The sequence below is a fragment of the Brevibacterium litoralis genome (assembly GCF_040212315.1).
Taxonomy (GTDB): domain Bacteria; phylum Actinomycetota; class Actinomycetes; order Actinomycetales; family Brevibacteriaceae; genus Brevibacterium; species Brevibacterium litoralis.
The window spans coordinates 110,384-132,528 of record NZ_JBDIUY010000019.1 but is presented as its reverse complement, the minus strand read 5'-3'; the positions used below and the strand labels follow the sequence as shown (position 1 = coordinate 132,528).

The following is a 22,145-nucleotide window of genomic DNA, read 5'->3' as shown; positions in this document are numbered from 1 at the left end:
TGCCGACATCTCACTCCTCGACGTCGTCCTCGGAGCCGCCGGCGGCCATCTGGGCGGCGTGGAGATCGGCATAGGCGCCACCGGCGGCCAGGAGCTCCTCGTGGGATCCCTGTTCGACGATGTCGCCGGCCTCCATCACGAGGATCGTGTCCGCGTCGCGGATGGTGGAGAGACGGTGGGCGATGACGAAGCTCGTGCGGCCGGCGCGCAGCGTGTTCATCGCCTGCTGGACGAGCAGCTCGGTGCGGGTGTCCACGGAGCTCGTCGCCTCGTCGAGGATGAGCAGCGTCGGTTCCGTGAGGAAGGCCCGGGCGATCGTGATGAGCTGGCGTTCGCCCTGGGAGAGGTTCCCGCCGTCGTCGGCGATCACGGTGTCGTAGCCTTCGGGCAGGGTGCGGACGAAGGCGTCGACGTGGCAGGCCTTCGCCGCCGCGACGACGTCCTCGGAGGTGGCGCCGGGCCGGCCGTAGGCGATGTTCTCCTCGATCGTGCCGCCGAACAGCCAGGTGTCCTGGAGGACCATGCCGGAACGGCGGCGCAGTTCGTCGCGCGGGATCGTGGCGATGTCGACCCCGTCCATGAGGATCGCGCCGCCGTCGACCTCGTAGAACCGCATGAGGAGGTTGACGAGGGTCGTCTTGCCCGCCCCCGTGCGCCCGACGATCGCCGTCGTCGTGCCGGGCCGGGCGGTGAATGACAGTCCGGTGATGAGCGGGACCTCGGGTGAGTAGCCGAACACGACGTCGCGGAACTCGACCCGTCCGGCCACGTGTTCCGGCAGCGCACCGTCCGTGCGCTCCGCGGACTCGTCCTCGAAGCCGAGGAATTCGAAGACCCGCTCGGCACTCGCGGCCGCCGACTGCATCTGCGCCATCATGCCGCCCAGCTGCGCGAGCGGCTGCGAGAACTGGCGGGAGTACTGGATGAAGGCCTGCACGGTGCCCAGCCGCAGGGTGCCGGTGGCGACCTGGAGGGCACCGACGAGCGCGATCCCCACGTAGACCAGGTTCCCCACGAACTGCATGGCCGGCATCATGACGCCGCCCAGGAACTGCGCCATGAAGCTCGCGTCGTGGACCTCCTCGTTCTCCGCGTCGAAGGCGTCCTTCGTCGACCGGCCGCGGCCGTAGACGGTGATGAGGTCGTGCCCGGTGATCGACTCCTCGACGCGGGCGTTGAGCCGTCCGGTGGCCGCCCACTGCGCGCGGAACTGCTTCTGCGACCGCACTCCGATGACGGCGAGCAGCACCGCGGTGAGCGGCACCGTCGTGAGCGTGATGAGGGTGAGCTGCCACGACAGGGAGAACATCATGACGAGGACACCGAGGAGCATGAGCACGCTGTTGATCACCTGGCCGAGCGACTGGCTGAGCATCTGCCCGAGGTTGTCGAGGTCGTTGCTCAGCCGCGACAGCACGTCACCGCGCTCCAACCGGTCGAACCGGGCCAGCGGCAGCGAGTGGATCTTCTCCTCGACCCGCTCCCGCAGGCGGTACATGGTGCGCTGGGTGACGATGTTGAGGATGTTCGCCGCCTGCCACCCGACGACGCCGCCGAGCACGTAGACGAGCACCGCGAGCAGCAGCGTCTGCCCGAGCGCGCCGTGGTCGATCCCGGCACCGGGCACGATCTCCATCGCCGCGACCATGTCGGCCATCGTGCCCTGGCCGTCCGCACGCATCTGCGCGACGACCTGGTCCTGGGTCAGCCCCGCGTCGAGGCGCGCGGACACCCACCCCTCGTACACGAGGTTCGTCGCCCGCCCGAGCACGAGTGGGCCGATCACGGTGAACAGGATGCTGAGCGCTGTGAGTGCCACCGCCGCGCCGATCGCCAGCCGGTGCACCGCGAACATCCGCAGCAGCCGGCCCATCGTCGGCCAGAAGTGCCGCGCCTTCGCCGTCGGGTCGATCCCGGGGCCCGCCGGTTCGGTCACCTCGTCATCCGCCGCTGAGGCGCCCTGGAGCTGCGGGTCCTCCATGCGCGTCTCGTCCCGCTCAGACATGGTGTCCTTCCTGGCTCTCGACGATCTCCCGGTAGACGGGGGAGTCGGCGAGCAGTTCGTCGTGGGTGCCGAGTCCGGCGACGCGGCCGGAGTCGAGCACGAGGATGCGGTCGGCGTCCCGCGCGGTGGCCACGCGTTGCGCGACGATCACGCGGGTGAAGGGGGAGCCCTCGGGCAGGGCCGCTTCGCGGCGGGCCGCCCGGGACAGGGCGCCTCGGAGGCGGCTGTCGGTGGCGGTGTCGAGGGCGGAGAAGGAGTCGTCGAAGACGAGGACGTCGGGGCGGCCGACGACGGCGCGGGCGATCGCCAGGCGTTGGCGCTGCCCGCCGGAGAAGTTGGTCCCTCCCTGGTTGACGCGGTGGGACAGGCCGTCGGCGAGGTCGTGGACGAAGTCCGCCTGGGCGACCCCGAGGGCCCACCACATGTCGTCCTCGGTGGCCTCGGGGCGGGAGAAGCGCAGGTTGTCGGCGATCGTGCCGCTGAACAGGTAGGCCTGCTGGGGCACGATGCCCATCGAGCCGGCGAGCGTCTCCGGGGCGAGCTCGTCGACGGGGACACCGCCGATGCTCACCGTGCCGGACTCGGGCACGTAGAGGCGGGTGAGGACGTTGGCGAACGTCGTCTTGCCGGAACCGGTCGACCCGACGACGGCGAGCGACCCGCCGGCGGGGATCCGGAAGGAGATGTCGTCGAGGACGGGCGCCTCGGCACCGGGGTACCGGAACGTGACGTTCTCGAAGGCGACGGCGCCACGCTCCGTGAACTCCCGGACGGTGCCGTGGGAGACCTGGGTGAGCTCGGCGTCGGTGACCTCCGTGAGGCGACCGGCGGCGACCTCCGCACGGGGGACCATCATCGCCATGAAGCTCGCCATCATGATGCCCATGAGGACGAGCATGAGGTATTGGACGAAGGCCATGATCGTGCCGACCTCGATCGTGCCGACCTCGACCTCGCGGGCGCCGAACCACACGACCGCGACCGTCGCGACGTTGATGATCGCCATGGCCGACGGGAAGAGGATCGCGAACAGCCCGCCGACCCGCAGGTTGGCGTCGGTGACGGCGGTGTTCGCCTCGGCGAAGCGCTCCCGCTCGGCACCCTGGCGCACGAAGGCGCGGATGACGCGGATGCCCGTGAGCTGCTGACGGGTCACCGAGTTCAACCCGTCGATCCGCTCCTGCATGACCGTGAAGGAGGGCACCATCCGGCGGACCAGGAACCCCATGACCACCGCCACGACGACGACCGTCACGACGACGATCCACGACAGGTGCACGCTCTGCACGAGCGCCATGACGATCCCGCCGATCGACATGAGCGGGGCCATCACGAGCATCGTCGCGCTCATGAGGACGACCATCTGCACCTGGTTGATGTCGTTCGTGTTCCGGGTGATGAGGCTCGCACCGGTGAACCGGGCGACGTCCTGGTGAGACATGTCGGTGACCCGGTGGAAGACGTCCCGACGCAGGTTCCGCCCGGCGGCCATCGCGGCACGCGCCCCGCACCACACGGCGGCGACGTTGCACACCACCTGGGCCGCGGCGACGGTGAGCATGATCCCGCCCAGGCGCCACACGGTCGCGGTGTCACCCCGGGCCACCCCGTCGTCGACGACGGCGGCGTTGAGGGTCGGGAGATAGAGGGTGCCGAAGACCTGGAGGCCCTGCAGCACGACGACACCGACGAGGAGCCACCGGTAGGGCGCCAGGTACCGGCGCAGGAGTTCGATGAGTTTCACCGGGGGATTCTCCCACGTGGGGGAGGGGTCCACCCAGGGGGATATCCCCAGATCACACAGGTGGCGGGCAGGGCCCGGTGATTCGAGTGTGCGGAGTTCGGCGTCTCAGGAGCTCCGGGACGCCAGACTCCGCACACTCGGATCCTGGTCGAGGGGACGCCGGGGGTAGGTGGCGTCGACGACGGCGGTCGCGGCGGCGATCGTGAGGCAGACGCCGATCATGTGCGCGGCGACGAGGGGGACCGGCAGGCCGCTGAAGTACTGGGTGTAGCCGATGACGCCCTGGAGCACCTCGACGGCAAGCAGCACGAGGAGGGGACGGGCGAGGAAGGACAGGCGGGCACGGACGGCGACGACGAGCGCGAGGACGGTGCATCCGACCAGCAGCCACACGGGCAGGGCGTGGAGGCGGGAGACGATCTCGGGGTCGAACCCGTTGCGGGTCGAGGCGACGTCACCGGAATGGGGGCCGGCGCCGGTGGTGAGGATGCCGAGGACGACGACGACCGCAGTGAGCACCGCGAGCAACCAGGCGACCGTGCGGAGGTGGGGGAGGACGGGGCCTGCCGAACCCTCGGCGGTGTGGTCGCGGATCCCGGAATCACCGGTGCGGCGGACGATGTACGTGGCGGTCGCGACGGCTGCGGCCGACGGGATGAAGTGGAGGCCGACCGACCAGGGGTTGAGCTCCATGAGCACCGTGATCCCGCCGATGACGGCCTGGGTCGGGATGACGGCGGCGAGCACGAACGAGAGGACGACGATCTCCTTCCGCTCGTGCCGCAGGCGCCAGAAGTGGAGCACGGAGGCCACGGCGATCGCCACGAGGACGAAGGTGAGCATCCGGTTGCCGAACTCGATGTACCCGTGGATCCCCATCTCCGGAGTGTTCGTCCATGACTCCGGGGTGCACTTGGGCCAGGTGGGGCAGCCGAGACCGGAGCCGGTGAGCCGCACGAGCGCACCCGTGAGGATGATCCCGGAGTGCGAGAGCAGCAGGAGCCACGCGAGGACCTTCACGCTGCGGGTGATGCGGGTGGGCTGCAGGGTGTCACGCGTGATCATGCGGTACCTCACGGGTCGGGGGCGGGAAGAAGGACGGGGTCGGGCACACCGGGTGCAGGGCGCCTCGGGAGCAGGAACGCGGACTCACGTGCTCGACCAGCGGAAGAAGCGGCGGGCGACCATCAGGCCGATCACGGCCCACACGGCGAGGACGACGAGGGCGAGGACGTTGATCCGGCCGTCGAGCACCGCGGCGCGCATCGCCTCGCCGAGCGCGCCGAAGGGCAGGAAGGAGACGATCGTGCCCCACAGGCCGGCGTGGGGCACGAGGATGCCACCGACGACGGCCATGAGGACCCACACGATGTTGGCCAGGGCCAGGGTCGCCTCGGCGCGCAGGGTGCCGGCCATGACGAGCGCCCAGGTGAGGAGGACGGCGGTGCCGAGGACGGCGGCGAGCACGAGGCCCACCCAGCCGAGCACCCCGAGCGAACCCGGCGCGAAGCCGAGCACGAGCGCGATCCCGCCGAGCACCACGTACTGGGTGAGCACGACGACGTACACCGCGCACAGCTTGCCGAGCACGAGGCCGGTGGTGCCGAGCGGGGTCGTTGCCAGGTGCCGCAGCACGCCGTAGCGACGGTCGAACCCGGTGGCGATCGCCTGCCCGGTGAACGCCGTCGAGGCGATCGCGAGTCCCAGCACACCGGCCAGTGCCACGGCCACGGGGGAGTGGGCGCCGGCGGCCCCGGCGGAGTCGGTGCCGAGAGCGCTGCCAGTCCCGAGCACCTCGGGGATCCGCGTGAGCGAGAGCCCGAGCAGCGCGATGACCGGCAGGATGATCGACAGCAGCAGCTGCTCACCGTTGCGCATGACCGCGCGCGCCTCGAACAGGGTCTGGGCGGCGACCCGGCGCCAGGCCGGGGCGGGTGCGGGGAGGTCTGCGAGGTCGGCCACCGGGGTGTGTTCCTCCATGTGTGCGTGGTTCTTCACGAGCTCTCCGTCCTTCATGAACGCAGCGCCCGTCCGGTGAGGTCGAGGAAGACGTCCTCGAGCGTGCGGCCCTGGAGGGAGAAGGAGCGGGCCCGCAGGTCGTGCTCGGCGAGGACGGCCGTGACACCGGCGAGCGTGGCCGGTGTGAAGTCGCCGGTGATCGTCACCCGGTCGCCGGACACGGCCACCGTGCCGAAGGGACGGAGGTCCTCCATGAGTGCGGCGCCGGCCGGGGACTCCAGTGTTCCACCCGCACCCGGTGCGCCGAGGGAGGAGGTGTCGAGGACGATGTCGGCCAGTTGGTCGCCGGCGGCCGGGTGCACGAGCGAGTCGAGGGTGCCGGCGGCGACGACGGTGCCGTGGTCGATGACGGTCACCTCGTCGGCGAGGTCCTGGGCGTCGGCCATGTCGTGGGTGGTGAGGACGACGGCGGTGCCGGATTCGGCGAGTTCGCGGATCACCTGGGCGACGACGAGACCGGCCTGCGGGTCGAGGCCGGCGGTCGGCTCGTCGAGGAAGACGAGGCGGGGGCGGCCGACGAGGGCGGCGGCGAGGCCCACTCGCTGTCGCTGACCGCCGGAGAGGCGGCGGATCGTGCGGGACGCGAAGCCGGTGATGCCCAGGCGTTCGGCCAGTGCGTCGACGTCGAGGGGGTCGGCGTGGAGCCGGGCGAGGTGGTGGAGCACCTCGAGCGGCCGGGCGGCGAGCGGCAGGCCGCCGTCCTGGAGCATGACGCCGGTGGCGGCGGCCGTGACGGCCCGTTCGGTCACGGGGTCGTGACCGAGGATCCGGACGGTGCCGGAATCGGGGCGGAGCAGGCCGACGGCACAGGCGATCGTCGTCGACTTCCCGGCGCCGTTGGGGCCGAGGACCGCGTGGACGGAGCCGACGCCGACCCGCAGGTCGACACCGCGCAGGGCCGGGGTGCGCCCATAGGCATAACTGAGTCCGTCGACGGAGAGCACGGGGGTCGATTCCACGGGGGTCCATTCTACGCGTGGTCGAGAAGTGGTGTCCCGTGGGAGGCCGGTGGCCGGGTCGTCGTTCGGGCCACCCGCTCGCCCCTGAGACCGAGGTCACTCGGACGTCCGCGTTCCGTCACACGGATGTGACGGAAATTAGGGTTCCCTTCGTGTACGTGAGTGGGGAAATAGGGAACAATCGAGTGCGTAAAGATCGGTCGTGATCGATCGAGGCCGGAAACGGATGGGGTGAGTCGTGATGGCACGGGAGACCGGTGGTACGGACGACGTCCGCACCAGGCAGAAGGTCCTCGCCTGCGTCCTCGACAACGGACCGGTGAGCGCCTCGAAGGTGGCCGGGACCATGGGTCTCACGGCCGCCGCGATCCGTCGGCACCTGGACGCCCTGTGCGAGGAGGGCCTCATCGAGGTCCGCTCGCTCGCCGGCGTCAAGGCCGGACGGGGACGACCCGCACGCCAGTACGTCGTCACCGCCGAGGGTCACAGCGCCATCAGTCACGAGTACGACGGCCTGGCGGTCGACGTGCTCGGATTCGTCGAGGAGAAGGCCGGACGTGAGGCCGTGGGCGAGTTCGCACGCCGTCACGCCGAGGCCCTGCGGGAGCGCCTGGCGGCGCGCATGGACCGCAACCCCTCGACGGTGGCCGGCCGGTCCCGGGAGCTCGCCGGAGCACTCGTGGCCGAAGGGTACGCCGCGACCGCCTCGCCGGTGGCCGTCGGCACCCCGCTGGAGGCCATGCAGTTGTGCCAGGGCCACTGCCCCATCCAGCAGGTGGCCGAGGAGTACCCCGAGTTCTGCGAGGCGGAGCTCGACATGTTCTCCGAACACCTCGGAGTGGACGTGCGGCGTCTCTCGACGCTCGCCGGTGGCGGGCACGTGTGCACCACACACATTCCCACCTCGGTGCTCAACCGCCCGCTCATCGATCAGAAGGACAACAACCAAGGAGGGTCACGATGACCGACGTCGCCGAGACCAACAAGATCCTCGAGGCCAATCCGGAACTCAAGGACATCGGTGCCTACCAGTACGGCTGGCACGACGACAACGACGCCGGCGCCAACGCCGAGCGTGGTGTCAACCCCGATGTCGTCCGGAAGATCTCCGAGATGAAGGACGAGCCGGACTGGATGCTCCAGCGCCGGCTCAAGGCACTCAAGCTGTTCGACAAGAAGCCCATGCCCAACTGGGGTGCCGACCTCTCGGGCATCGACTTCGACGACATCAAGTACTTCGTCCGGTCGACGGAGGGTCAGGCCCAGACCTGGGAGGACCTGCCCGAGGACATCAAGAACACCTACGACAAGCTGGGTATCCCGGAGGCGGAGAAGCAGCGCCTGGTCGCCGGTGTCGCCGCGCAGTACGAGTCCGAGGTCGTCTACCACAAGATCAACGAGGAGCTGGAGCGCCAGGGCGTCATCTTCCTCGACACGGACACCGCTCTCAAGGAGCACCCGGAGATCTTCGAGGAGTACTTCGGGACCGTCATCCCCTCCGGTGACAACAAGTTCGCCGCGCTCAACACGGCCGTGTGGTCCGGCGGGTCCTTCGTGTACGTCCCCAAGGGCGTCCACGTGGAGATCCCGCTGCAGGCGTACTTCCGAATCAACACGGAGAACATGGGCCAGTTCGAGCGCACGCTCATCATCGCCGACGAGGGCTCCTACGTGCACTACGTCGAGGGCTGCACCGCGCCGATCTACAAGTCGGACTCGCTGCACTCGGCCGTCGTCGAGATCATCGCGAAGAAGGACGCCCGCGTCCGCTACACGACGATCCAGAACTGGTCGAACAACGTGTACAACCTCGTGACCAAGCGTGCGATCGCCGAAGAGGGCGCCACCATGGAGTGGGTCGACGGCAACATCGGCTCGAAGGTCACCATGAAGTACCCGGCCATCTGGATGACCGGTGAGCACGCCCGCGGCGAGACCCTGTCCGTCGCCTTCGCAGGCGAGGGTCAGCACCAGGACACCGGTTCGAAGATGGTCCACGCCGCTCCGAACACGCACTCGTCGATCGTCTCGAAGTCGGTCGCCCGTGCCGGTGGCCGTGCGGGCTACCGCGGTCTCGTCCACGTGCACCCGGGCGCCAAGGGCTCGTCGAACACCGTGCTGTGCGACGCCCTGCTCGTCGACAACGAGTCGCGTTCGGACACCTACCCGTACATCGACATCCGTGAGGACGACGTGTCGCTGGGCCACGAGGCCACGGTCTCGAAGGTGAGCGAGGACCAGCTGTTCTACCTCATGAGCCGCGGTCTCGAGGAGACCGAGGCGATGGCCATGATCGTGCGCGGCTTCATCGAACCGATCGCCCGTGAGCTGCCCATGGAGTACGCGCTCGAGCTCAACCGTCTCATCGAGCTGCAGATGGAAGGGGCCGTGGGCTGAAGCCCGCGTCCCGAGGAGGAAACGACACCCCATGACAGAAACCCTGGCAAACGCGCTGGAGGTCACCGTCCCGGTGGCCAAGCGCGACGAGCGCACCCGCTCCTTCGACCTGGCGGACTTCCCGCAGGTCCACGGGCGCGAGGAGGAGTGGCGCTTCACGCCGGTCAAGCGTCTGGCCGGACTCCTGGAGGAGCCCGCCACGACGCCGGACACCCACCTGCAGGTCACCGACCGGACCCTGCCGACCGGTGTCACCGTCTCGACGATCTCGCTCGACGAGGCCCGTGCCCACGGGATTCTCGAGCCGGAGGACCGCCCGGCCGCCGTGGCCGCGGCGCACGCGAACGGCGTGCTCCACTACGAGGTCGCCGCCGGCACCGAGCTCGACGAGCCGGTCGTCATCCACGCCGACGGTACCGGTGAGACCGTCTTCGGCCACGTCCTCGTGACCGTCGGCGACAACGCCCGTGCCACGATCGTCGTCGAGCACGAGGGGACGGCCGACTACTCGGAGCTCGTCTCCCTCGTCGTCGGCGAGGGCGCCCAGTTGCGCTTCGTCACCCTGCAGATGTGGGAGTCCGGTTCGATCCACCTGGGTCAGCACGACGCCCTGGTCGGCAAGGACGCGCAGTACACGCACATCGCGATCTCGCTGGGCGGCGACATTGTCCGTCTCAACTCGAACGTCCGTTACGCGGGCCCGGGTGGCGAGGCCGAGATGCTCGGTCTGTACTTCTCCGACGCCGGTCAGCACCTGGAGCACCGCACCTTCGTCGACCACAACACGGCGCGCGCCACCTCGAACGTCCTCTACAAGGGCGCTCTGCAGGGCACTGACGCTCGCTCCGTGTGGGTCGGTGACGTGCTCATCCGCCCCGAGGCACTGGGCATCGACACCTACGAGCTCAACCGGAACCTCATCCTCACCGAGGGTGCCCGGGCCGACTCCGTGCCGAACCTGGAGATCGAGACCGGCGACATCGAGGGTGCGGGTCACGCCTCCTCGACCGGCCGGTTCGACGAGGAGCACCTGTTCTACCTCATGAGCCGTGGCATCCCGGAGACGGTCGCCCGTCGCCTGGTCGTGCGTGGCTTCTTCAACGAGGTCATCCAGAAGATCCAGGTCCCCGAGATCGAAGAGGTCCTCACCGAGAAGATCGAGGACGAGCTCTCGCGGAGCATGCTGTGACCCAGTACCGTGCCTGTGCCGCCACCGAGGTGCCCGCGGGCACCGCGATCCGCGTGGTCCTCGGTGACCGCGAGGTGTGTGTGGCACGGACCGAGGACGGTGTGGTGCGCGCGGTCGACGACCTGTGCACCCACGGCGAGGTCTCCCTGGCCGAGGGGGACGTGGAGGGCTGCAGTATCGAGTGCTGGCTGCACGGCTCCGCGTTCTCACTCGTCACCGGCGAGGCCCAGGGCCCACCGGCCTTCGAGCCGGTCGAGGTCTTCACCACCTCGGAACGGGACGGCGACGTCTACGTCGACATCCCGGCCTGAACCCCGGACACCGTTTTCGGGCACAGCTCCACCACTGCCTTTCACCGCAGGCCCCGGACCGGTCGGTCGACCGCACCGACCGGGCCGGGCCCCGCGACCACAGACCCTGTAGAGAAGGAATCACATGTCCACTCTTTCCATCCGTGACCTCGTCGTGAGCGTCGAGACCGAGTCCGGCCCCAAGGAGATCCTGCACGGGATCGACATGGACATCTCGTCCAACGAGACCCACGCCATCATGGGCCCCAACGGCTCCGGCAAGTCCACGCTGTCCTACGCGCTGGCCGGCCACCCCAAGTACACGATCGACTCCGGTTCCGTCACCCTCGACGGTGAGGACCTCGTGTCGATGAGCGCCGACGAGCGCGCCCAGGCGGGCCTCTTCCTCGCCATGCAGTACCCCGTCGAGGTCCCCGGCGTCACGGTGACGAACTTCCTCCGTGCCGCCAAGACCGCCATCGACGGCGAGGCGCCCAAGCTGCGCACCTGGACCAAGGAGCTCTCGCAGGCCATGAAGGACCTGCGCATCGACACGGACTTCGCGGCCCGCAACGTCAACGAGGGCTTCTCCGGTGGTGAGAAAAAGCGCCACGAGATCCTCCAGATGGAGCTGCTCAAGCCCAAGTTCGCCATCCTCGACGAGACCGACTCCGGCCTCGACGTCGACGCCCTGCGCGTCGTCTCCGAGGGCGTCAACCGCGCCAAGGAGAAGACCGACGTCGGTGTCCTCCTCATCACCCACTACACGCGCATCCTGCAGTACATCACGCCGGACCACGTCCACGTGCTGGTGAACGGCAAGGTCGCCGAGGAGGGCGGAGCGGAACTCGCCGACCGACTGGAGAACGAGGGCTACGACCGTTTCCTGGTGAACGCCTGATGATCTCTCCCGCCGAGGTCGTGCGCCTGCGCAACGATTTCCCCATCCTGTCGACCGAGGTGGGCGGGCATCCGCTCGCGTACCTCGACTCCGGGGCCACCTCGCAGAAGCCCGAGTGCGTCATCGACGCCGAGCAGGACTTCTACACGGCCCGCAACTCCGCGGTGCACCGTGGCGCACACACCCTCGCGGTGAGTGCCACGGACGCCTACGAGCACGGACGTGCCGCCACCGCGGCCTTCGTGGGAGCCGATACCGAGGAGATCGCCTGGACGAAGAACGCCACCGAGGCGCTCAACGTCGTGGCATTGGGCATGGCGCACGCCTCGGCGGGCCTGGGTGGGCCGGAGGCCGCGCGCTTCCGGCTCGGCCCGGGTGACTCGGTGGTCACCACCGAGATGGAGCACCACGCGAACCTCATTCCGTGGCAGCAGCTGTGTGCGCTCACCGGCGCCCAGTTGCGGTACCTGCCGCTCACGGACGACGGACACCTGGACCTCGGCGACCTGGAGTCGATCGTCGACGCGACGACGAAGGTCTTCGCGTTCACGCACGCCTCGAACGTGCTCGGGACCGTCAACCCCGTCGAGCGCCTGGTCGCCCGGGCGCGGGAGGTCGACGCGTACGTCGTGCTCGACGCCTGCCAGTCCGTGCCGCACATGCCCGTCGACCTCCATGCGCTCGACGTCGACTTCGCCGCCTTCTCCGGCCACAAGATGCTCGCACCCAGCGGCATCGGTGCGCTCTACGGGAAGAAGGCGCTGCTCGACGCGCTGCCGCCGGTGCTCACCGGCGGCTCGATGATCACGACGGTCGACATGGACCACGCCGAGTTCCTGCCCGCCCCACAGCGTTTCGAGGCGGGCACCCAGCCGGTGGCCCAGGTCGCCGGCATGGGGGCGGCTGTCGGATACCTCACCGAGGTCGGCATGGACCGGATCGCCGCCCACGAGGCGGAACTCGCCGGGCTCCTGCTCGACGGGATCGCCGCGATCCCCGGCGTCCGCGTGCTCGGGCCGGGCAAGCCGGGAGTGCAGGGCGCCTCGGGAGCGGGGGAGACGGCGCGACTCGCGACGGTCTCCTTCGTCGTCGACGGCGTGCACGCGCACGACGTGGGTCAGTACCTCGACGCCGCGGGGATCGCGGTGCGGGTGGGCCACCACTGCGCGCAGCCGCTGCACCGGCGGTACGGCGTGACCGCGACGACGCGCGCGAGCGCGTACCTGTACACGACGGCCGAGGACTGCGAGCGGTTCTTCAAGAGCCTGGCGGAGGTCCGCGCCTTCTTCGGCGCGGCCTGAGCCCGGCCTCATTCGGCGCGACCCGCAGCCCCGGCCACCCACGAGACCACGAACGAGGCGTCATGAACGACCTGAACCAGCTGTACCAGCAGGTGATCCTCGACCACGCGCGCGCCCGCCACGGTAACCTGCCGCTGGTGGGAGGCACGGACATCGAGCACTCGCCGCTGTTCGGCTCCTCGCACCAGGTGAACACCACCTGCGGCGACGAGATCACGGTGGAGGCCGAGGTCGACCCCGCCACCGGGCGGACCCGCGTACGCTGGGACGGTGAAGGGTGCTCGATCTCGATGGCGTCCGCCTCGGTCGCCACGGAGATGGCCGAGGACCTCTCGGCGGAGGAGTTCGCCCGCGTCGAGGCGGCCTTCCACGCGCTCATGCACTCGCGTGGGACCATCGAACCCGACGAGGAGGTCCTGGGCGATGCGGCCGCGTTCGCCGGGACGTCCAAGTTCCCCAATCGGATCAAGTGCGCCCTCCTCGCGTGGGTGGCACTCAAGGACGCCCTCGCCATCGCGAGGGCAGCAGGAGGTGTGGCATGACCGATGTCATCGACGGACCGACCAATGCGTCGAACGAGGAAGTGCTCGAAGCGATGATGGACGTCGTCGACCCCGAACTGGGTGTCAACGTCGTCGACCTGGGTCTGGTCTACGGGGCCAGCGTCGACGAGGACGGCACCGCCGTCATCGAGATGACGCTCACGTCCGCGGCCTGCCCGCTCACGGACGTCATCGAGGACCAGACCGCGCAGTGCCTGGAGGGCATCGTGCCGGCCTACCGGATCAACTGGGTCTGGATGCCGCCCTGGGGCCCCGAGAAGATCACCGAGGACGGCAAGGAGCAGATGCGGGCCCTCGGGTTCAACATCTGAGTTCCCGCTGCCGAGGCGCCCTGTCCTTGGCATGTCACGTGCCGGGCGCGGCGCGGGGAACCCCTCCCGCTCCGGTTCCTGCCGGGGCCGGGACGGAGAGCTTCCCTCCCGCCCACTCCAACAGTACGAAACCCCTGTTCCGAGACCTGCGCGGTCCCGGCACGGGCGTTTCGTACTGCCTCCGTACGCCCACCACACCCACTCGGGAAGCTCTCCGCCCCGCCCCCTCCTCGGCATGAGAAGTGCGGATTCCCCGCGCCGGCCACGAGGACATCGGGATCATGTCCGGTTTCCCCTCGGCGCTGGCCGTCAACACCGGTGAGGTCGACTCCCTCGTCGCCTGGCCCGGCACCGACGAGCCGGTCTCACAGTGCATCGTCCTCGACGAGTCGCCCATTCAGTCGCTGGAGTACCTCACCCCCGAGGACACCGTGGCCTTCGCCGATCCGGCCTCCACCTCCGGCTACTTCATGCCGATCCACATGCTCGACGAGGCCGACAAGGCCGAGGGCGAGGACTTCGAAGTACTCTTCGCCGATGGTCACGACCGCAGCTTCATCGCCCTGCAGGAGGGGCAGGCCGACGTGGTGTGCACCTCGACGATCTTCACGGCCATGGCCGGACAGGACAACCCGCTCTTCCCGTTCGACGAGGGTGAGTTCCGGATCGTGAGCGAGTCGATCTCCATGCCGATCTCCGTGAGCATGCTCGGCAGCCAGTCGATGAGCGACGAGAAGCGGGCCCTCCTCCTCGAGGCGATCCCCGCCGTCTTCTCCGACGTGAACCGCGACACCCTGGGCCTCTACATGGAGGGCATGCCCGAGGGTGTCGATCCGATCGTCGAGCCGGGTGACGAGATCTTCCAGCCCTTCGTCGACATCGCCGCGATCGCCGGCGTCGACATCTCGGACCTGGGCTGAGTCCGGTCCCACAAGGCCGGTCACGGAGCAGGGGAGGAGTGGCGATGACGACGACGAAGAAGACGGCACCGGCCGCCGAGGTGCCCGCCGGTTTCGTCGCCGGTGGCGCCACCCATGACGCCACGGGGGAGGGGGTCACGCGGCTGCCGGGCCTGGCGAACCTGCGGGACGTGTCGACGCACGTGTCGGGGATCGTGAGCGGGATGCTCCTGCGGTCCGACGCACCCTTCGCCGACGACGACCACGCGGGGTACCCGACGGCCTGGCCGCCGCGGACCGTCATCGACCTGAGGACCGGGGGCGAGCAGGTGGGCGTGGGCGCGGAGCACGCGCTGGCCGCTCACGCCGAGGTCGTGCACCTGCCGGTCATGGGGGAGAAGTCGACGGATCCGGGCGCGTTCCCGGCCACGCTCGGCGAGACCTACGTCGACATGCTGCACTCGGCCGGGCCGATGCTCGTCGAGGGGCTGCGTGCGATCGCGACCGGGCCCGCCCCGGTGCTCGTGCACTGCGCGGCGGGCAAGGATCGGACCGGCACGCTCGTGGCGCTGGCCCTCGTTCTCGCCGGGGCCGACCGTGCGGAGGTCGTCGTCGACTACGAGGCAACGGACCCGAACATGGACGGGGTGCACGCGCGGATGGGCACCTCGGCGCACGTGGTGATGCAGCAGTTCGAGGCGGCCGGGATCGACATGAGCGGCCTCATGGGTGCGAAGGCGCCCGACATGGAGGCAGTCCTCGACGCGGTCGAGGCGTTCGATGGCGGAGCCGAGGGCTGGTTCACCGCCCACGGCGGCACCGCAGAGGATCTGCAGGCACTGCGCGCGCGGCTGTGTGAGGGTGGCGCGGTGGAGTGAGGGCTCAGGCGTCCGCGTCACCTTCACGTTCCCTGCGTGCGTGACGGGGCTGCTCGTCGTAGCGTGTGCGGCGAGCACCATGTCAGACGGATCGATCCGGAAGGACGAGGACATGCAGAACGACGACGCACAGGTGGGCGCGGGGACCCCGGACGGCGGGAGGCCGGATCTCGGGACGGTCGTGCGCGAAGGTGATCAGCTCACGATCACGTATGTGCGGGAGCTCCCGGCCGACACGGCGCGCACCTGGCGGGCCCTCACGGAGTCGGAGGACCTGCGGCACTGGTTCCCTGCGGACATCATCGGGGACCGGGAACCCGGTTCCCGGTTGACCTTCCGCTTCTGGCCGGAGCATCTGAAGGCCGGAGAGGATCAACTGGAGGAGGCCGGGATGGACGGGGAGTCCGACATGCCCGGTGACCTTCTGGCCTGGGAACCGGAGCAGAACTTCGAGTTCACCTGGGACACCGAGCGACTCGTCTTCGATCTTGAGTCCCTGGGGTCCGACTCGACCCGGCTGACCTTCTCGACCTGGCTCGCGGCCGAAGGCCCCTGGCCCCCGGAGGGCACGATGGCCGGCTGGTACGCCTGCCTCCACGGGCTCGTGACGATGCTGCGCACCGGGACGGCGGAGACCCTGTCCGAGGACGAGACCACCGCGTTGGCCGCGGAGTACGGCCGGATCGTCGCCGCACTCGGTGTACCCGAGACCCCGCCGGAGCCCCCGGCCTGAGAGCGCCGGGGCGGTAGTTCCCGGCCCGAGACTCCAGACTGCGAGGTAGATGTCGTTCCGCGGGCCTCTTGTCTCGTAGTTCTGCACGACTACGAGACACATGCCCTGCCGAACGACATCATGGTCGCAGGTCCGCGTGGATGCCAGGATGAATCTCCACGGTTGCCGGGGCCCCGAGGCGGGATGGACTGACTCCGTGCGGAGGAGCGAACTCAGAAGAGGGTCGCCAGGGCTCCGTCGAGGTCGGGGTGTTCGAACTCGAAACCCAGATCGTCGAGCACACGGGAGGTCGTGTGGCGACCGGTGAGGCCGAGCGCAGGATCCGTGTGCAACACGGCAGCACCGAGTGAAAGGATCGGCCCGGGCGCGGGCATGCCGAGGCCGCCGGGGATCACCTGACGCAGGGGTGCACGCCGCTCGCGCAGTGCACGCATGAGCCGGGCGTTCGTCACCGGATTCGGTGCGGCCGCGATGACGACTCCGGACGGCAGCGTCAGTGGTCCGGAGTCGGCGTCCGGTGCCGACGCGCGCGAGCCGGCGTTTCTGCCGGAGCGATCGGAGGACGGTCGGAACCTCAGCCCCGGGCCGGGCTCCAGCCCGAGAGCTGTGAAGGCGATCCGCAGCCAGTCGTCGACGTGGATCCACGAGAACCACTGGGCCCCGGACCCGACAGTGCCGCCCGCCCCGGTCCGGGCGAGGGAGACCAGGCGGCCGAACGCCGGCGCGTCGTGCTGGAGGACGATCGAGGTGCGCAGTGTCACGAGGCGCCCTCCCGCCTGCAGACCCGCACCCTCGACGGCCGCCTCCCAGGGAGCTGCGACCCCTGTCATCTGCGGCAACGCGTCCACGCCGGTCGGCACGGGGGAGTCCTCGGTGAGTCGGGTGTCCCCGCCGTGCGACCAGATCGCCGTCGTCGAGACCTGGAGCCACACGTCGACAGGGTGCTCCTGCGAAGCCGTGACGAGTGCGCGGGTGGCCTCGACCCGACTGTCGCGCAGGGCCGCGATGTTCGCGTCCGTCGGTGGGCAGTCGACCAGCTTCCCCGCGAGATTCACGACTGCGACCCGTTGATCACGTCGGTCGGGGGAGAGGACCTGGGCCCACGCTCCGGCGGTCCGCCCGTCCCAGGTGTGTGCCGGTGCGCCCGCCACGCGCCCCGAGTCCGCCCGGGTGAGCACGTGTGGTTCGTGACCGGCGCGCTGCAGTGCGCCGACGAGCGCGCGTCCGAGCGCACCGGACCCACCGGCGATGACGACCTTCATCGGTTCCATGTCCGTGCTCCTCCTGGCACCTGCGATCGCGACGCGTCATCCACGCCGCGGGTGTATCGACATCTCGGCTCCAATCTCGCAGCTGGGCGCGACGCGTGTGGACTGCGTCGCGCGTCGGCATCGGCACGAAGGGGAGGGGAGTCTCGAGACGAGAGTTCGATGGTGAGACCAACGATCCGGGGGTGCCTCGGCAAGGATTCTTCCATGCGTGGGGTTTTCGCCGTTCGAAGGGTCGAATGAGCGATCGCCGCGGCAATAGGGGCTCTGACCTGGCCGTTCATCATGCCGAACACAGCAGGACTTGGAGGTGTTCAGCAGATCGAACAGCCATGGACGCCTCGGAGTGCACTCCGGGGCAATGCGCGCAGCACGATGGAGGTAATTGAAAGTTCAATAATGTGAGCAAGGAGACGCCCCGGTCCTCTGTTCCGAATCCATCACCAGTCGTAGTGTTCCGGGCGTGGGAACGACCCCGTTCCCCGGTATGTCCGTCCACGTACGAGGAGGTGGGCTCCGTGCCCGCGACTTCCGACAACCAGCTCTCGCCCGCCGACCAGGCCACCCCTGTCCGCACCGGCCTCTACATCGGCGGCGAGGAGATCCACACCGAGGACGAGATCGTCGTCCACGACCCCGCCCGTCCCGCGCGAGTGGTGGGCCGTGCGGCCTCCGCATCGGCCGCGCACGTGCAGAGCGCGATCGCGAGTGCGAAGGACGCCCAGGTCGCGTGGGCCGCACTCGGCGCCCAGGAGCGCGCCCGGCTCATGGGTGAGGCGATCGCCGGGATCGCCGACGACCGTGACGAGGACGCCCGGATCCTCTCGGAGGAGAACGGCAAGCCCACGGTGGAGTCCTGGGTCGACGCCCTCGTCTTCGAGCAGCGCTGGCGCGAGGCCATGGCCCTGGCCGACCAGGTCGATTCGACGACCGTCCTGCCGACGACCGACACCATCCCGACCGAGCTCACGATCTCCTACCGGCCGCTCGGCGTCGTGTCGATCATCGTGCCGTACAACTGGCCACTCGCGATCCTCGCCGCCGGTCTGCCACAGGCGCTCGTCGCCGGGAACACCGTCGTCGTGAAGCCGCCGCTCACCACCCCGCTCGCGACCACCCGTGTGGTCCGGCGCGTGGCCGAGAAGCTCCCGGCCGGCGTGCTCAACGTCGTCACCGGGGAGAACGAACCGATGTCTGCCCTCATCGAGAGTGACGACGTCGCCAAGCTCACCTTCACGGGCTCGGTCGGCGGCGGTAAGAAGATGCAGGAGATGGCCTCCCGCGGCCTCACCCGCACGACGCTGGAGCTCGGCGGCAACGACGCGGCGCTCATCCTCGACGACGCGATCCTCGACGACACCCACCTGGACCGTCTGTTCCACTCCATCTACGACTCGACCGGCCAGATCTGCATGAACGCCAAGCGCCTCTACGTCCACCGGTCGCGGATGGACGAGGTCGTCGCCGGCCTGTCGGCGCGTCTGGAGCAGGTCGTCCTCGGTGCCGGCACCGACGAGGGCACGACGATGGGACCGCTCCACACCGCGCGTCAGCGCGATTTCGTCGCCGAGCTCATCGCCGAGGCGCGCGAGTCCGGTGCCGAGGTCTTCGAGTTCGGGGAACTCCCGGATGGGGAACTGGCGGAGGGGTACTTCCTCCGTCCGGCCCTCGTCGTCGATCCCGACGAGTCCCTCCGCGTCGTCACCGAGGAGCAGTTCGGTCCGGTCATCCCGATCGTGCCGGTCGACTCCGACGAGGAGGCCGTCGCGAAGGCGAACGACAGCTGGGCCGCCCTCGACGGTTCGGTCTGGTCGGCCGATCTCGACCGTGCCCGCCGCGTCGCCGCGCGAGTGTACGCCGGTCACGTGTGGATCAACGACCACGGTGCCGCCCGCCTGGACAACCGCGCACCATTCGGCGGCTTCAAGTACTCCGGTTTCGGACGCGAGATGGGCATCCAGGGGGTCCGCGGCTTCCAGGACACCCACACGATCGCCGAACTCGACGAGTCGATGGTCTGACCGACGACCGGACCGGTCGAACCGACATCTCACCACTTTCTGGCTACGCATGTCCCGAATCCCGTTCCCGAGGCGCCCTGCACGACCCAGCCGATCGTGCAGGGCGCCTCGGGAACGTGAGGAAGCGCCCAGCCGACGGTTCTTCCCGGACAGGGCCCACGACGTAGACTCGAGCCCGGCCTCCGCGCGCTGTCGACGGCATCATCGACGGCACTGTCGACGACGGGGGCCATCCGCGTGGAAAGGACCTCATGACGATCACCGCTGCCTGCGACGGCTCCGCCCTCGGCAACCCCGGCCCCGCCGGGTGGGCCTGGTACGTGGACGACGACCGGTGGGCGGCGGGAGGCTGGCCGAACTCGACGAACAACCGCGGCGAGCTCCAGGCGGTCCTGTCCCTCCTGCAGGCGACGGCGCACCTGGACGAGCACTTCCACCTGCTGTGCGACAGCCAGTACGTCATCAACGCGCTCACCAAGTGGATGCCCGGCTGGAAGAAGAAGGGCTGGAAGAAGCGCGACGGCAAGGACGTCCTCAACCGCGATCTCATGGAGGCCCTCGATCTGGCCCTCGCCGACCGCGAGGTCACATTCGAATGGGTCAAGGGCCACTCCGACCACCGCATGAACGAGGCAGCCGACTCCCGCGCCCGCGCCGCCGCCGAGGCGTTCCGGAAGAAGACCACCGTCCCCGAGGGGCCGGGCTGGCACGACGGTCCGGACGACCGCCTCCTCACCGACCGGTCACCCTCCGGGGACACCAGCTCCTCTGCGGGTGCCACTGCCGCGAGCACCGCCGCCGAGGCGCCCTCCACCTCTCCTCCCACCGTTCCCTCCGCGTCCGCACCGACAGCGAACCCCGACAGTGTGACGGTCTCTTGTGATCTGCCGACCTCGTTCGCGGACGACATCGTGCGGAAGGCGATCGAGGAGGGTGTGCACCCGCAGACCCTGCTCGTCGAGCTCATCACGCGCGGTCACGCACAGAAGTACACGAAGGCGGGCGCACGCCCCGCCCCCACCACCGACCCGTCGGCGGACCCCGCCGACCGACAGGGAGCCTGAGCCATGCTCGCAGTGTCCGATCTCGAGGTCCTCGTCGGATCCCGCACCCTCATGTCGGAGGTGACCTTCCGCGTCGACAAGGGTGACCGGGTGGGACTCGTCGGCCGTAACGGCGCCGGGAAGACGACGCTCACCAAGGTGCTCATGGGCGACCACCCGGCGAACGAGGGCACCGTCACCCACAGCGGGACCGTCGGCTACCTGCCGCAGGACCCCCGCTCCGGTGACCCCAAGGCGACCGGCAAGGAGCGGATCCTCGGAGCGCGGGAGCTCGACGTGATCGCGCGCCGGATGCGCCGGACCGAGGAGCAGATGAGCTCGCCGGACCCGAAGGTCATGGAGAAGGCGATCGAGAAGTACCCGCGGGTGGAGGCGGAGTTCGTCGCCGCCGGTGGGTACGCCGCGGAGTCCGAGGCGCTCACGATCGCCGCGAACCTGGGCCTCACCGAAGCGCTGCTGAACCAGCCGCTCGAGACGCTCTCCGGCGGTCAGCGCCGCCGGGTGGAACTCGCGCGGATCCTGTTCGCCGCACCCGACATCATGATCCTCGACGAGCCGACCAACCACCTCGACGCCGAGTCGATCATGTGGCTGCGCGACTACCTCAAGGTGTACGACGGCGGGCTCATCATCATCTCCCACGACCTCGATCTCATCGACGAGGTCGTCAACAAGGTGTTCTTCCTCGACGCCATGCGCCAGACCATCGACATCTACGCGATGGGGTACCGGCACTACCTCAAGCAGCGCGAGGACGACGAGCGTCGCCGCCGCCGCGAACGCGCGAACGTCGAGAAGAAGGCCACCGCCCTCATGGCGCAGGCCGACAAGATGCGTGCGAAGGCGACCAAGACCGTCGCCGCCCAGCAGATGGCCAAGCGCGCCGAGCGGATGATGGCCGGCCTGGAGGACGAGCGACAGGCCGACAAGGTCGCGCACCTCAAGTTCCCGACCCCGGCGGCCTCCGGTCGGGTGCCGCTCACCGCCGAGGGGCTCTCGAAGTCCTACGGCTCGACCGAGGTGTTCACCGGTGTCGACCTCGCGATCGACCGCGGGGCGCGCGTGGTGATCCTCGGCTTCAACGGCGCCGGTAAGACGACCCTGCTCAAGCTGCTGGCCGGTCAGGAGGAGCCGGACTCCGGTGAGGTGATCCCCGGTCACGGCCTCAAGCTCGGCTACTACGCCCAGGAGCACGAGACGCTCGACCACGACCGGACGGTCCTGGAGAACATGCGCTCGGCGTCCCCGGACCTGGACGACACGGCGGTGCGCACGGTGCTCGGGTCGTTCCTCTTCACCGGCGACGACGTGCACAAGCCCGCCGGGGTCCTCTCCGGCGGCGAGAAGACACGTCTGGCCCTGGCAACCCTCGTGGTCTCCGGCGCGAACGTCCTGCTGCTCGACGAGCCGACCAACAACCTCGACCCCGCCAGCCGCGAGGAGATCCTGGGCGCCATCCGCCGCTACGAGGGCGCGATCGTGCTCGTCACCCACGACGAGGGTGCCGTGAGCGCCCTCGACCCCGACCGGGTCCTGCTCCTGCCCGACGCCGACGAGGACATCTGGAACGACTCCTACCTCGACCTCGTCACGATGACCTGAG

The 22,145-nt window shown here is 69.4% G+C and carries 20 protein-coding genes; 14 read left to right on the top strand and 6 right to left on the bottom strand.

The window, feature by feature from the left end; genetic code table 11:
- Positions 1-10: 10 nt before the first annotated feature.
- The 5 genes from AAD496_RS06850 to AAD496_RS06830 all read right to left on the bottom strand — a co-directional run bounded on the left by AAD496_RS06850 (position 11) and on the right by AAD496_RS06830 (position 6,727).
- Entirely contained in the window at positions 11-2,005 is a 1,995-nt protein-coding gene (locus tag AAD496_RS06850) for an ABC transporter ATP-binding protein (RefSeq protein WP_349827912.1), read from the bottom strand.
- Positions 1,998-3,749: an ABC transporter ATP-binding protein gene (locus AAD496_RS06845; RefSeq protein WP_349827911.1), complete on the bottom strand. Its 1,752-nt coding sequence runs from the start codon at positions 3,747-3,749 to the stop codon at positions 1,998-2,000. Before AAD496_RS06845 ends, AAD496_RS06850 begins: the two co-directional genes overlap by 8 nt.
- A 105-nt stretch (positions 3,750-3,854) precedes the next feature.
- A complete protein-coding gene (locus AAD496_RS06840) occupies positions 3,855-4,814 on the bottom strand; it encodes a COX15/CtaA family protein (protein ID WP_349827910.1) in 960 nt (319 codons plus the stop codon).
- An 84-nt stretch (positions 4,815-4,898) separates the two neighbouring features.
- The gene (locus tag AAD496_RS06835) at positions 4,899-5,747 is read right to left on the bottom strand and encodes an ABC transporter permease (RefSeq protein WP_349827909.1); all 849 of its coding nucleotides are present in this window, start codon (positions 5,745-5,747) and stop codon (positions 4,899-4,901) included.
- A 14-nt stretch (positions 5,748-5,761) separates the two neighbouring features.
- Positions 5,762-6,727, bottom strand: a complete 966-nt coding sequence (locus tag AAD496_RS06830; RefSeq protein WP_349827908.1) for an ABC transporter ATP-binding protein — start codon at positions 6,725-6,727, stop codon at positions 5,762-5,764.
- Positions 6,728-6,968: 241 nt separating this feature from the next.
- Here AAD496_RS06830 and AAD496_RS06825 point away from each other — a divergent pair, with 241 nt between their 5' ends.
- From AAD496_RS06825 to AAD496_RS06775, 11 genes are all read left to right on the top strand, one after another.
- On the top strand, positions 6,969-7,691 hold the full coding sequence (locus tag AAD496_RS06825) for a helix-turn-helix transcriptional regulator (protein WP_349827907.1): 723 nt from the start codon (positions 6,969-6,971) through the stop codon (positions 7,689-7,691).
- Entirely contained in the window at positions 7,688-9,124 is a 1,437-nt protein-coding gene (gene sufB / locus AAD496_RS06820; protein WP_349827906.1) for a Fe-S cluster assembly protein SufB, read from the top strand. The genes AAD496_RS06825 and sufB overlap by 4 nt, the downstream gene beginning before the upstream one ends.
- Before the next feature lie 31 nt (positions 9,125-9,155).
- Positions 9,156-10,313 (top strand): Fe-S cluster assembly protein SufD, encoded by a 1,158-nt coding sequence (gene sufD, locus AAD496_RS06815; protein WP_349827905.1) that lies wholly within the window; start codon positions 9,156-9,158, stop codon positions 10,311-10,313.
- Positions 10,310-10,624 (top strand): Rieske (2Fe-2S) protein, encoded by a 315-nt coding sequence (locus tag AAD496_RS06810; protein ID WP_349827904.1) that lies wholly within the window; start codon positions 10,310-10,312, stop codon positions 10,622-10,624. Before sufD ends, AAD496_RS06810 begins: the two co-directional genes overlap by 4 nt.
- 124 nt (positions 10,625-10,748) lie before the next feature.
- Positions 10,749-11,504, top strand: coding sequence for a Fe-S cluster assembly ATPase SufC (sufC, locus tag AAD496_RS06805; protein WP_349827903.1), 756 nt, complete (start codon positions 10,749-10,751; stop codon positions 11,502-11,504).
- Positions 11,504-12,805: a SufS family cysteine desulfurase gene (locus tag AAD496_RS06800; protein ID WP_349827902.1), complete on the top strand. Its 1,302-nt coding sequence runs from the start codon at positions 11,504-11,506 to the stop codon at positions 12,803-12,805. The genes sufC and AAD496_RS06800 overlap by 1 nt, the downstream gene beginning before the upstream one ends.
- A gap of 62 nt (positions 12,806-12,867) precedes the next feature.
- Positions 12,868-13,347 carry a Fe-S cluster assembly sulfur transfer protein SufU gene (sufU, locus tag AAD496_RS06795; protein WP_349827901.1) on the top strand — a complete coding sequence of 160 codons (480 nt, stop codon included), beginning with the start codon at positions 12,868-12,870 and terminating at the stop codon, positions 13,345-13,347.
- Complete coding sequence (locus AAD496_RS06790; protein ID WP_349827900.1) at positions 13,344-13,679, top strand: metal-sulfur cluster assembly factor; 336 nt, start codon at positions 13,344-13,346, stop codon at positions 13,677-13,679. Before sufU ends, AAD496_RS06790 begins: the two co-directional genes overlap by 4 nt.
- 242 nt (positions 13,680-13,921) lie before the next feature.
- Positions 13,922-14,599, top strand: a complete 678-nt coding sequence (locus AAD496_RS06785) for a phosphate/phosphite/phosphonate ABC transporter substrate-binding protein (RefSeq protein ID WP_349827899.1) — start codon at positions 13,922-13,924, stop codon at positions 14,597-14,599.
- A gap of 44 nt (positions 14,600-14,643) precedes the next feature.
- Positions 14,644-15,456 carry a tyrosine-protein phosphatase gene (locus AAD496_RS06780; RefSeq protein WP_349827898.1) on the top strand — a complete coding sequence of 271 codons (813 nt, stop codon included), beginning with the start codon at positions 14,644-14,646 and terminating at the stop codon, positions 15,454-15,456.
- Between the two features lie 79 nt (positions 15,457-15,535).
- Positions 15,536-16,189 (top strand): SRPBCC domain-containing protein, encoded by a 654-nt coding sequence (locus tag AAD496_RS06775; protein WP_349827897.1) that lies wholly within the window; start codon positions 15,536-15,538, stop codon positions 16,187-16,189.
- A 212-nt stretch (positions 16,190-16,401) separates the two neighbouring features.
- On the opposite strand, the gene AAD496_RS06770 is transcribed toward AAD496_RS06775, so the two are convergent.
- Positions 16,402-17,460 carry an NAD-dependent epimerase/dehydratase family protein gene (locus tag AAD496_RS06770; RefSeq protein ID WP_349827896.1) on the bottom strand — a complete coding sequence of 353 codons (1,059 nt, stop codon included), beginning with the start codon at positions 17,458-17,460 and terminating at the stop codon, positions 16,402-16,404.
- Positions 17,461-17,975: 515 nt separating this feature from the next.
- On the opposite strand from AAD496_RS06770, the gene AAD496_RS06765 reads away from it, so the two are divergent.
- The 3 genes from AAD496_RS06765 (at position 17,976) to AAD496_RS06755 (ending at position 22,144) form a co-directional block, all read left to right on the top strand.
- Positions 17,976-19,478, top strand: a complete 1,503-nt coding sequence (locus AAD496_RS06765; RefSeq protein ID WP_349827895.1) for an aldehyde dehydrogenase family protein — start codon at positions 17,976-17,978, stop codon at positions 19,476-19,478.
- Positions 19,479-19,729: 251 nt separating this feature from the next.
- Positions 19,730-20,542 carry a ribonuclease H family protein gene (locus AAD496_RS06760; RefSeq protein ID WP_349827894.1) on the top strand — a complete coding sequence of 271 codons (813 nt, stop codon included), beginning with the start codon at positions 19,730-19,732 and terminating at the stop codon, positions 20,540-20,542.
- 3 nt (positions 20,543-20,545) lie between these two features.
- Positions 20,546-22,144: an ABC-F family ATP-binding cassette domain-containing protein gene (locus AAD496_RS06755; protein WP_349827893.1), complete on the top strand. Its 1,599-nt coding sequence runs from the start codon at positions 20,546-20,548 to the stop codon at positions 22,142-22,144.
- The last annotated feature ends 1 nt before the right edge of the window (position 22,145 follow it).

Coding starts and splice junctions, on each gene's coding strand:
- AAD496_RS06850 (WP_349827912.1), bottom strand. CDS start 2,005: ATGTCTGAGCGGGACGAGACGCGCATGGAGGACCCGCAGCTCCAGGGC.
- AAD496_RS06780 (WP_349827898.1), top strand. CDS start 14,644: ATGACGACGACGAAGAAGACGGCACCGGCCGCCGAGGTGCCCGCCGGT.
- sufU (WP_349827901.1), top strand. CDS start 12,868: ATGAACGACCTGAACCAGCTGTACCAGCAGGTGATCCTCGACCACGCG.
- AAD496_RS06775 (WP_349827897.1), top strand. CDS start 15,536: ATGTCAGACGGATCGATCCGGAAGGACGAGGACATGCAGAACGACGAC.
- AAD496_RS06770 (WP_349827896.1), bottom strand. CDS start 17,460: ATGGAACCGATGAAGGTCGTCATCGCCGGTGGGTCCGGTGCGCTCGGA.
- AAD496_RS06800 (WP_349827902.1), top strand. CDS start 11,504: ATGATCTCTCCCGCCGAGGTCGTGCGCCTGCGCAACGATTTCCCCATC.
- AAD496_RS06760 (WP_349827894.1), top strand. CDS start 19,730: ATGACGATCACCGCTGCCTGCGACGGCTCCGCCCTCGGCAACCCCGGC.
- sufD (WP_349827905.1), top strand. CDS start 9,156: ATGACAGAAACCCTGGCAAACGCGCTGGAGGTCACCGTCCCGGTGGCC.
- AAD496_RS06790 (WP_349827900.1), top strand. CDS start 13,344: ATGACCGATGTCATCGACGGACCGACCAATGCGTCGAACGAGGAAGTG.
- AAD496_RS06755 (WP_349827893.1), top strand. CDS start 20,546: ATGCTCGCAGTGTCCGATCTCGAGGTCCTCGTCGGATCCCGCACCCTC.
- sufC (WP_349827903.1), top strand. CDS start 10,749: ATGTCCACTCTTTCCATCCGTGACCTCGTCGTGAGCGTCGAGACCGAG.
- AAD496_RS06825 (WP_349827907.1), top strand. CDS start 6,969: ATGGCACGGGAGACCGGTGGTACGGACGACGTCCGCACCAGGCAGAAG.
- sufB (WP_349827906.1), top strand. CDS start 7,688: ATGACCGACGTCGCCGAGACCAACAAGATCCTCGAGGCCAATCCGGAA.
- AAD496_RS06840 (WP_349827910.1), bottom strand. CDS start 4,814: ATGATCACGCGTGACACCCTGCAGCCCACCCGCATCACCCGCAGCGTG.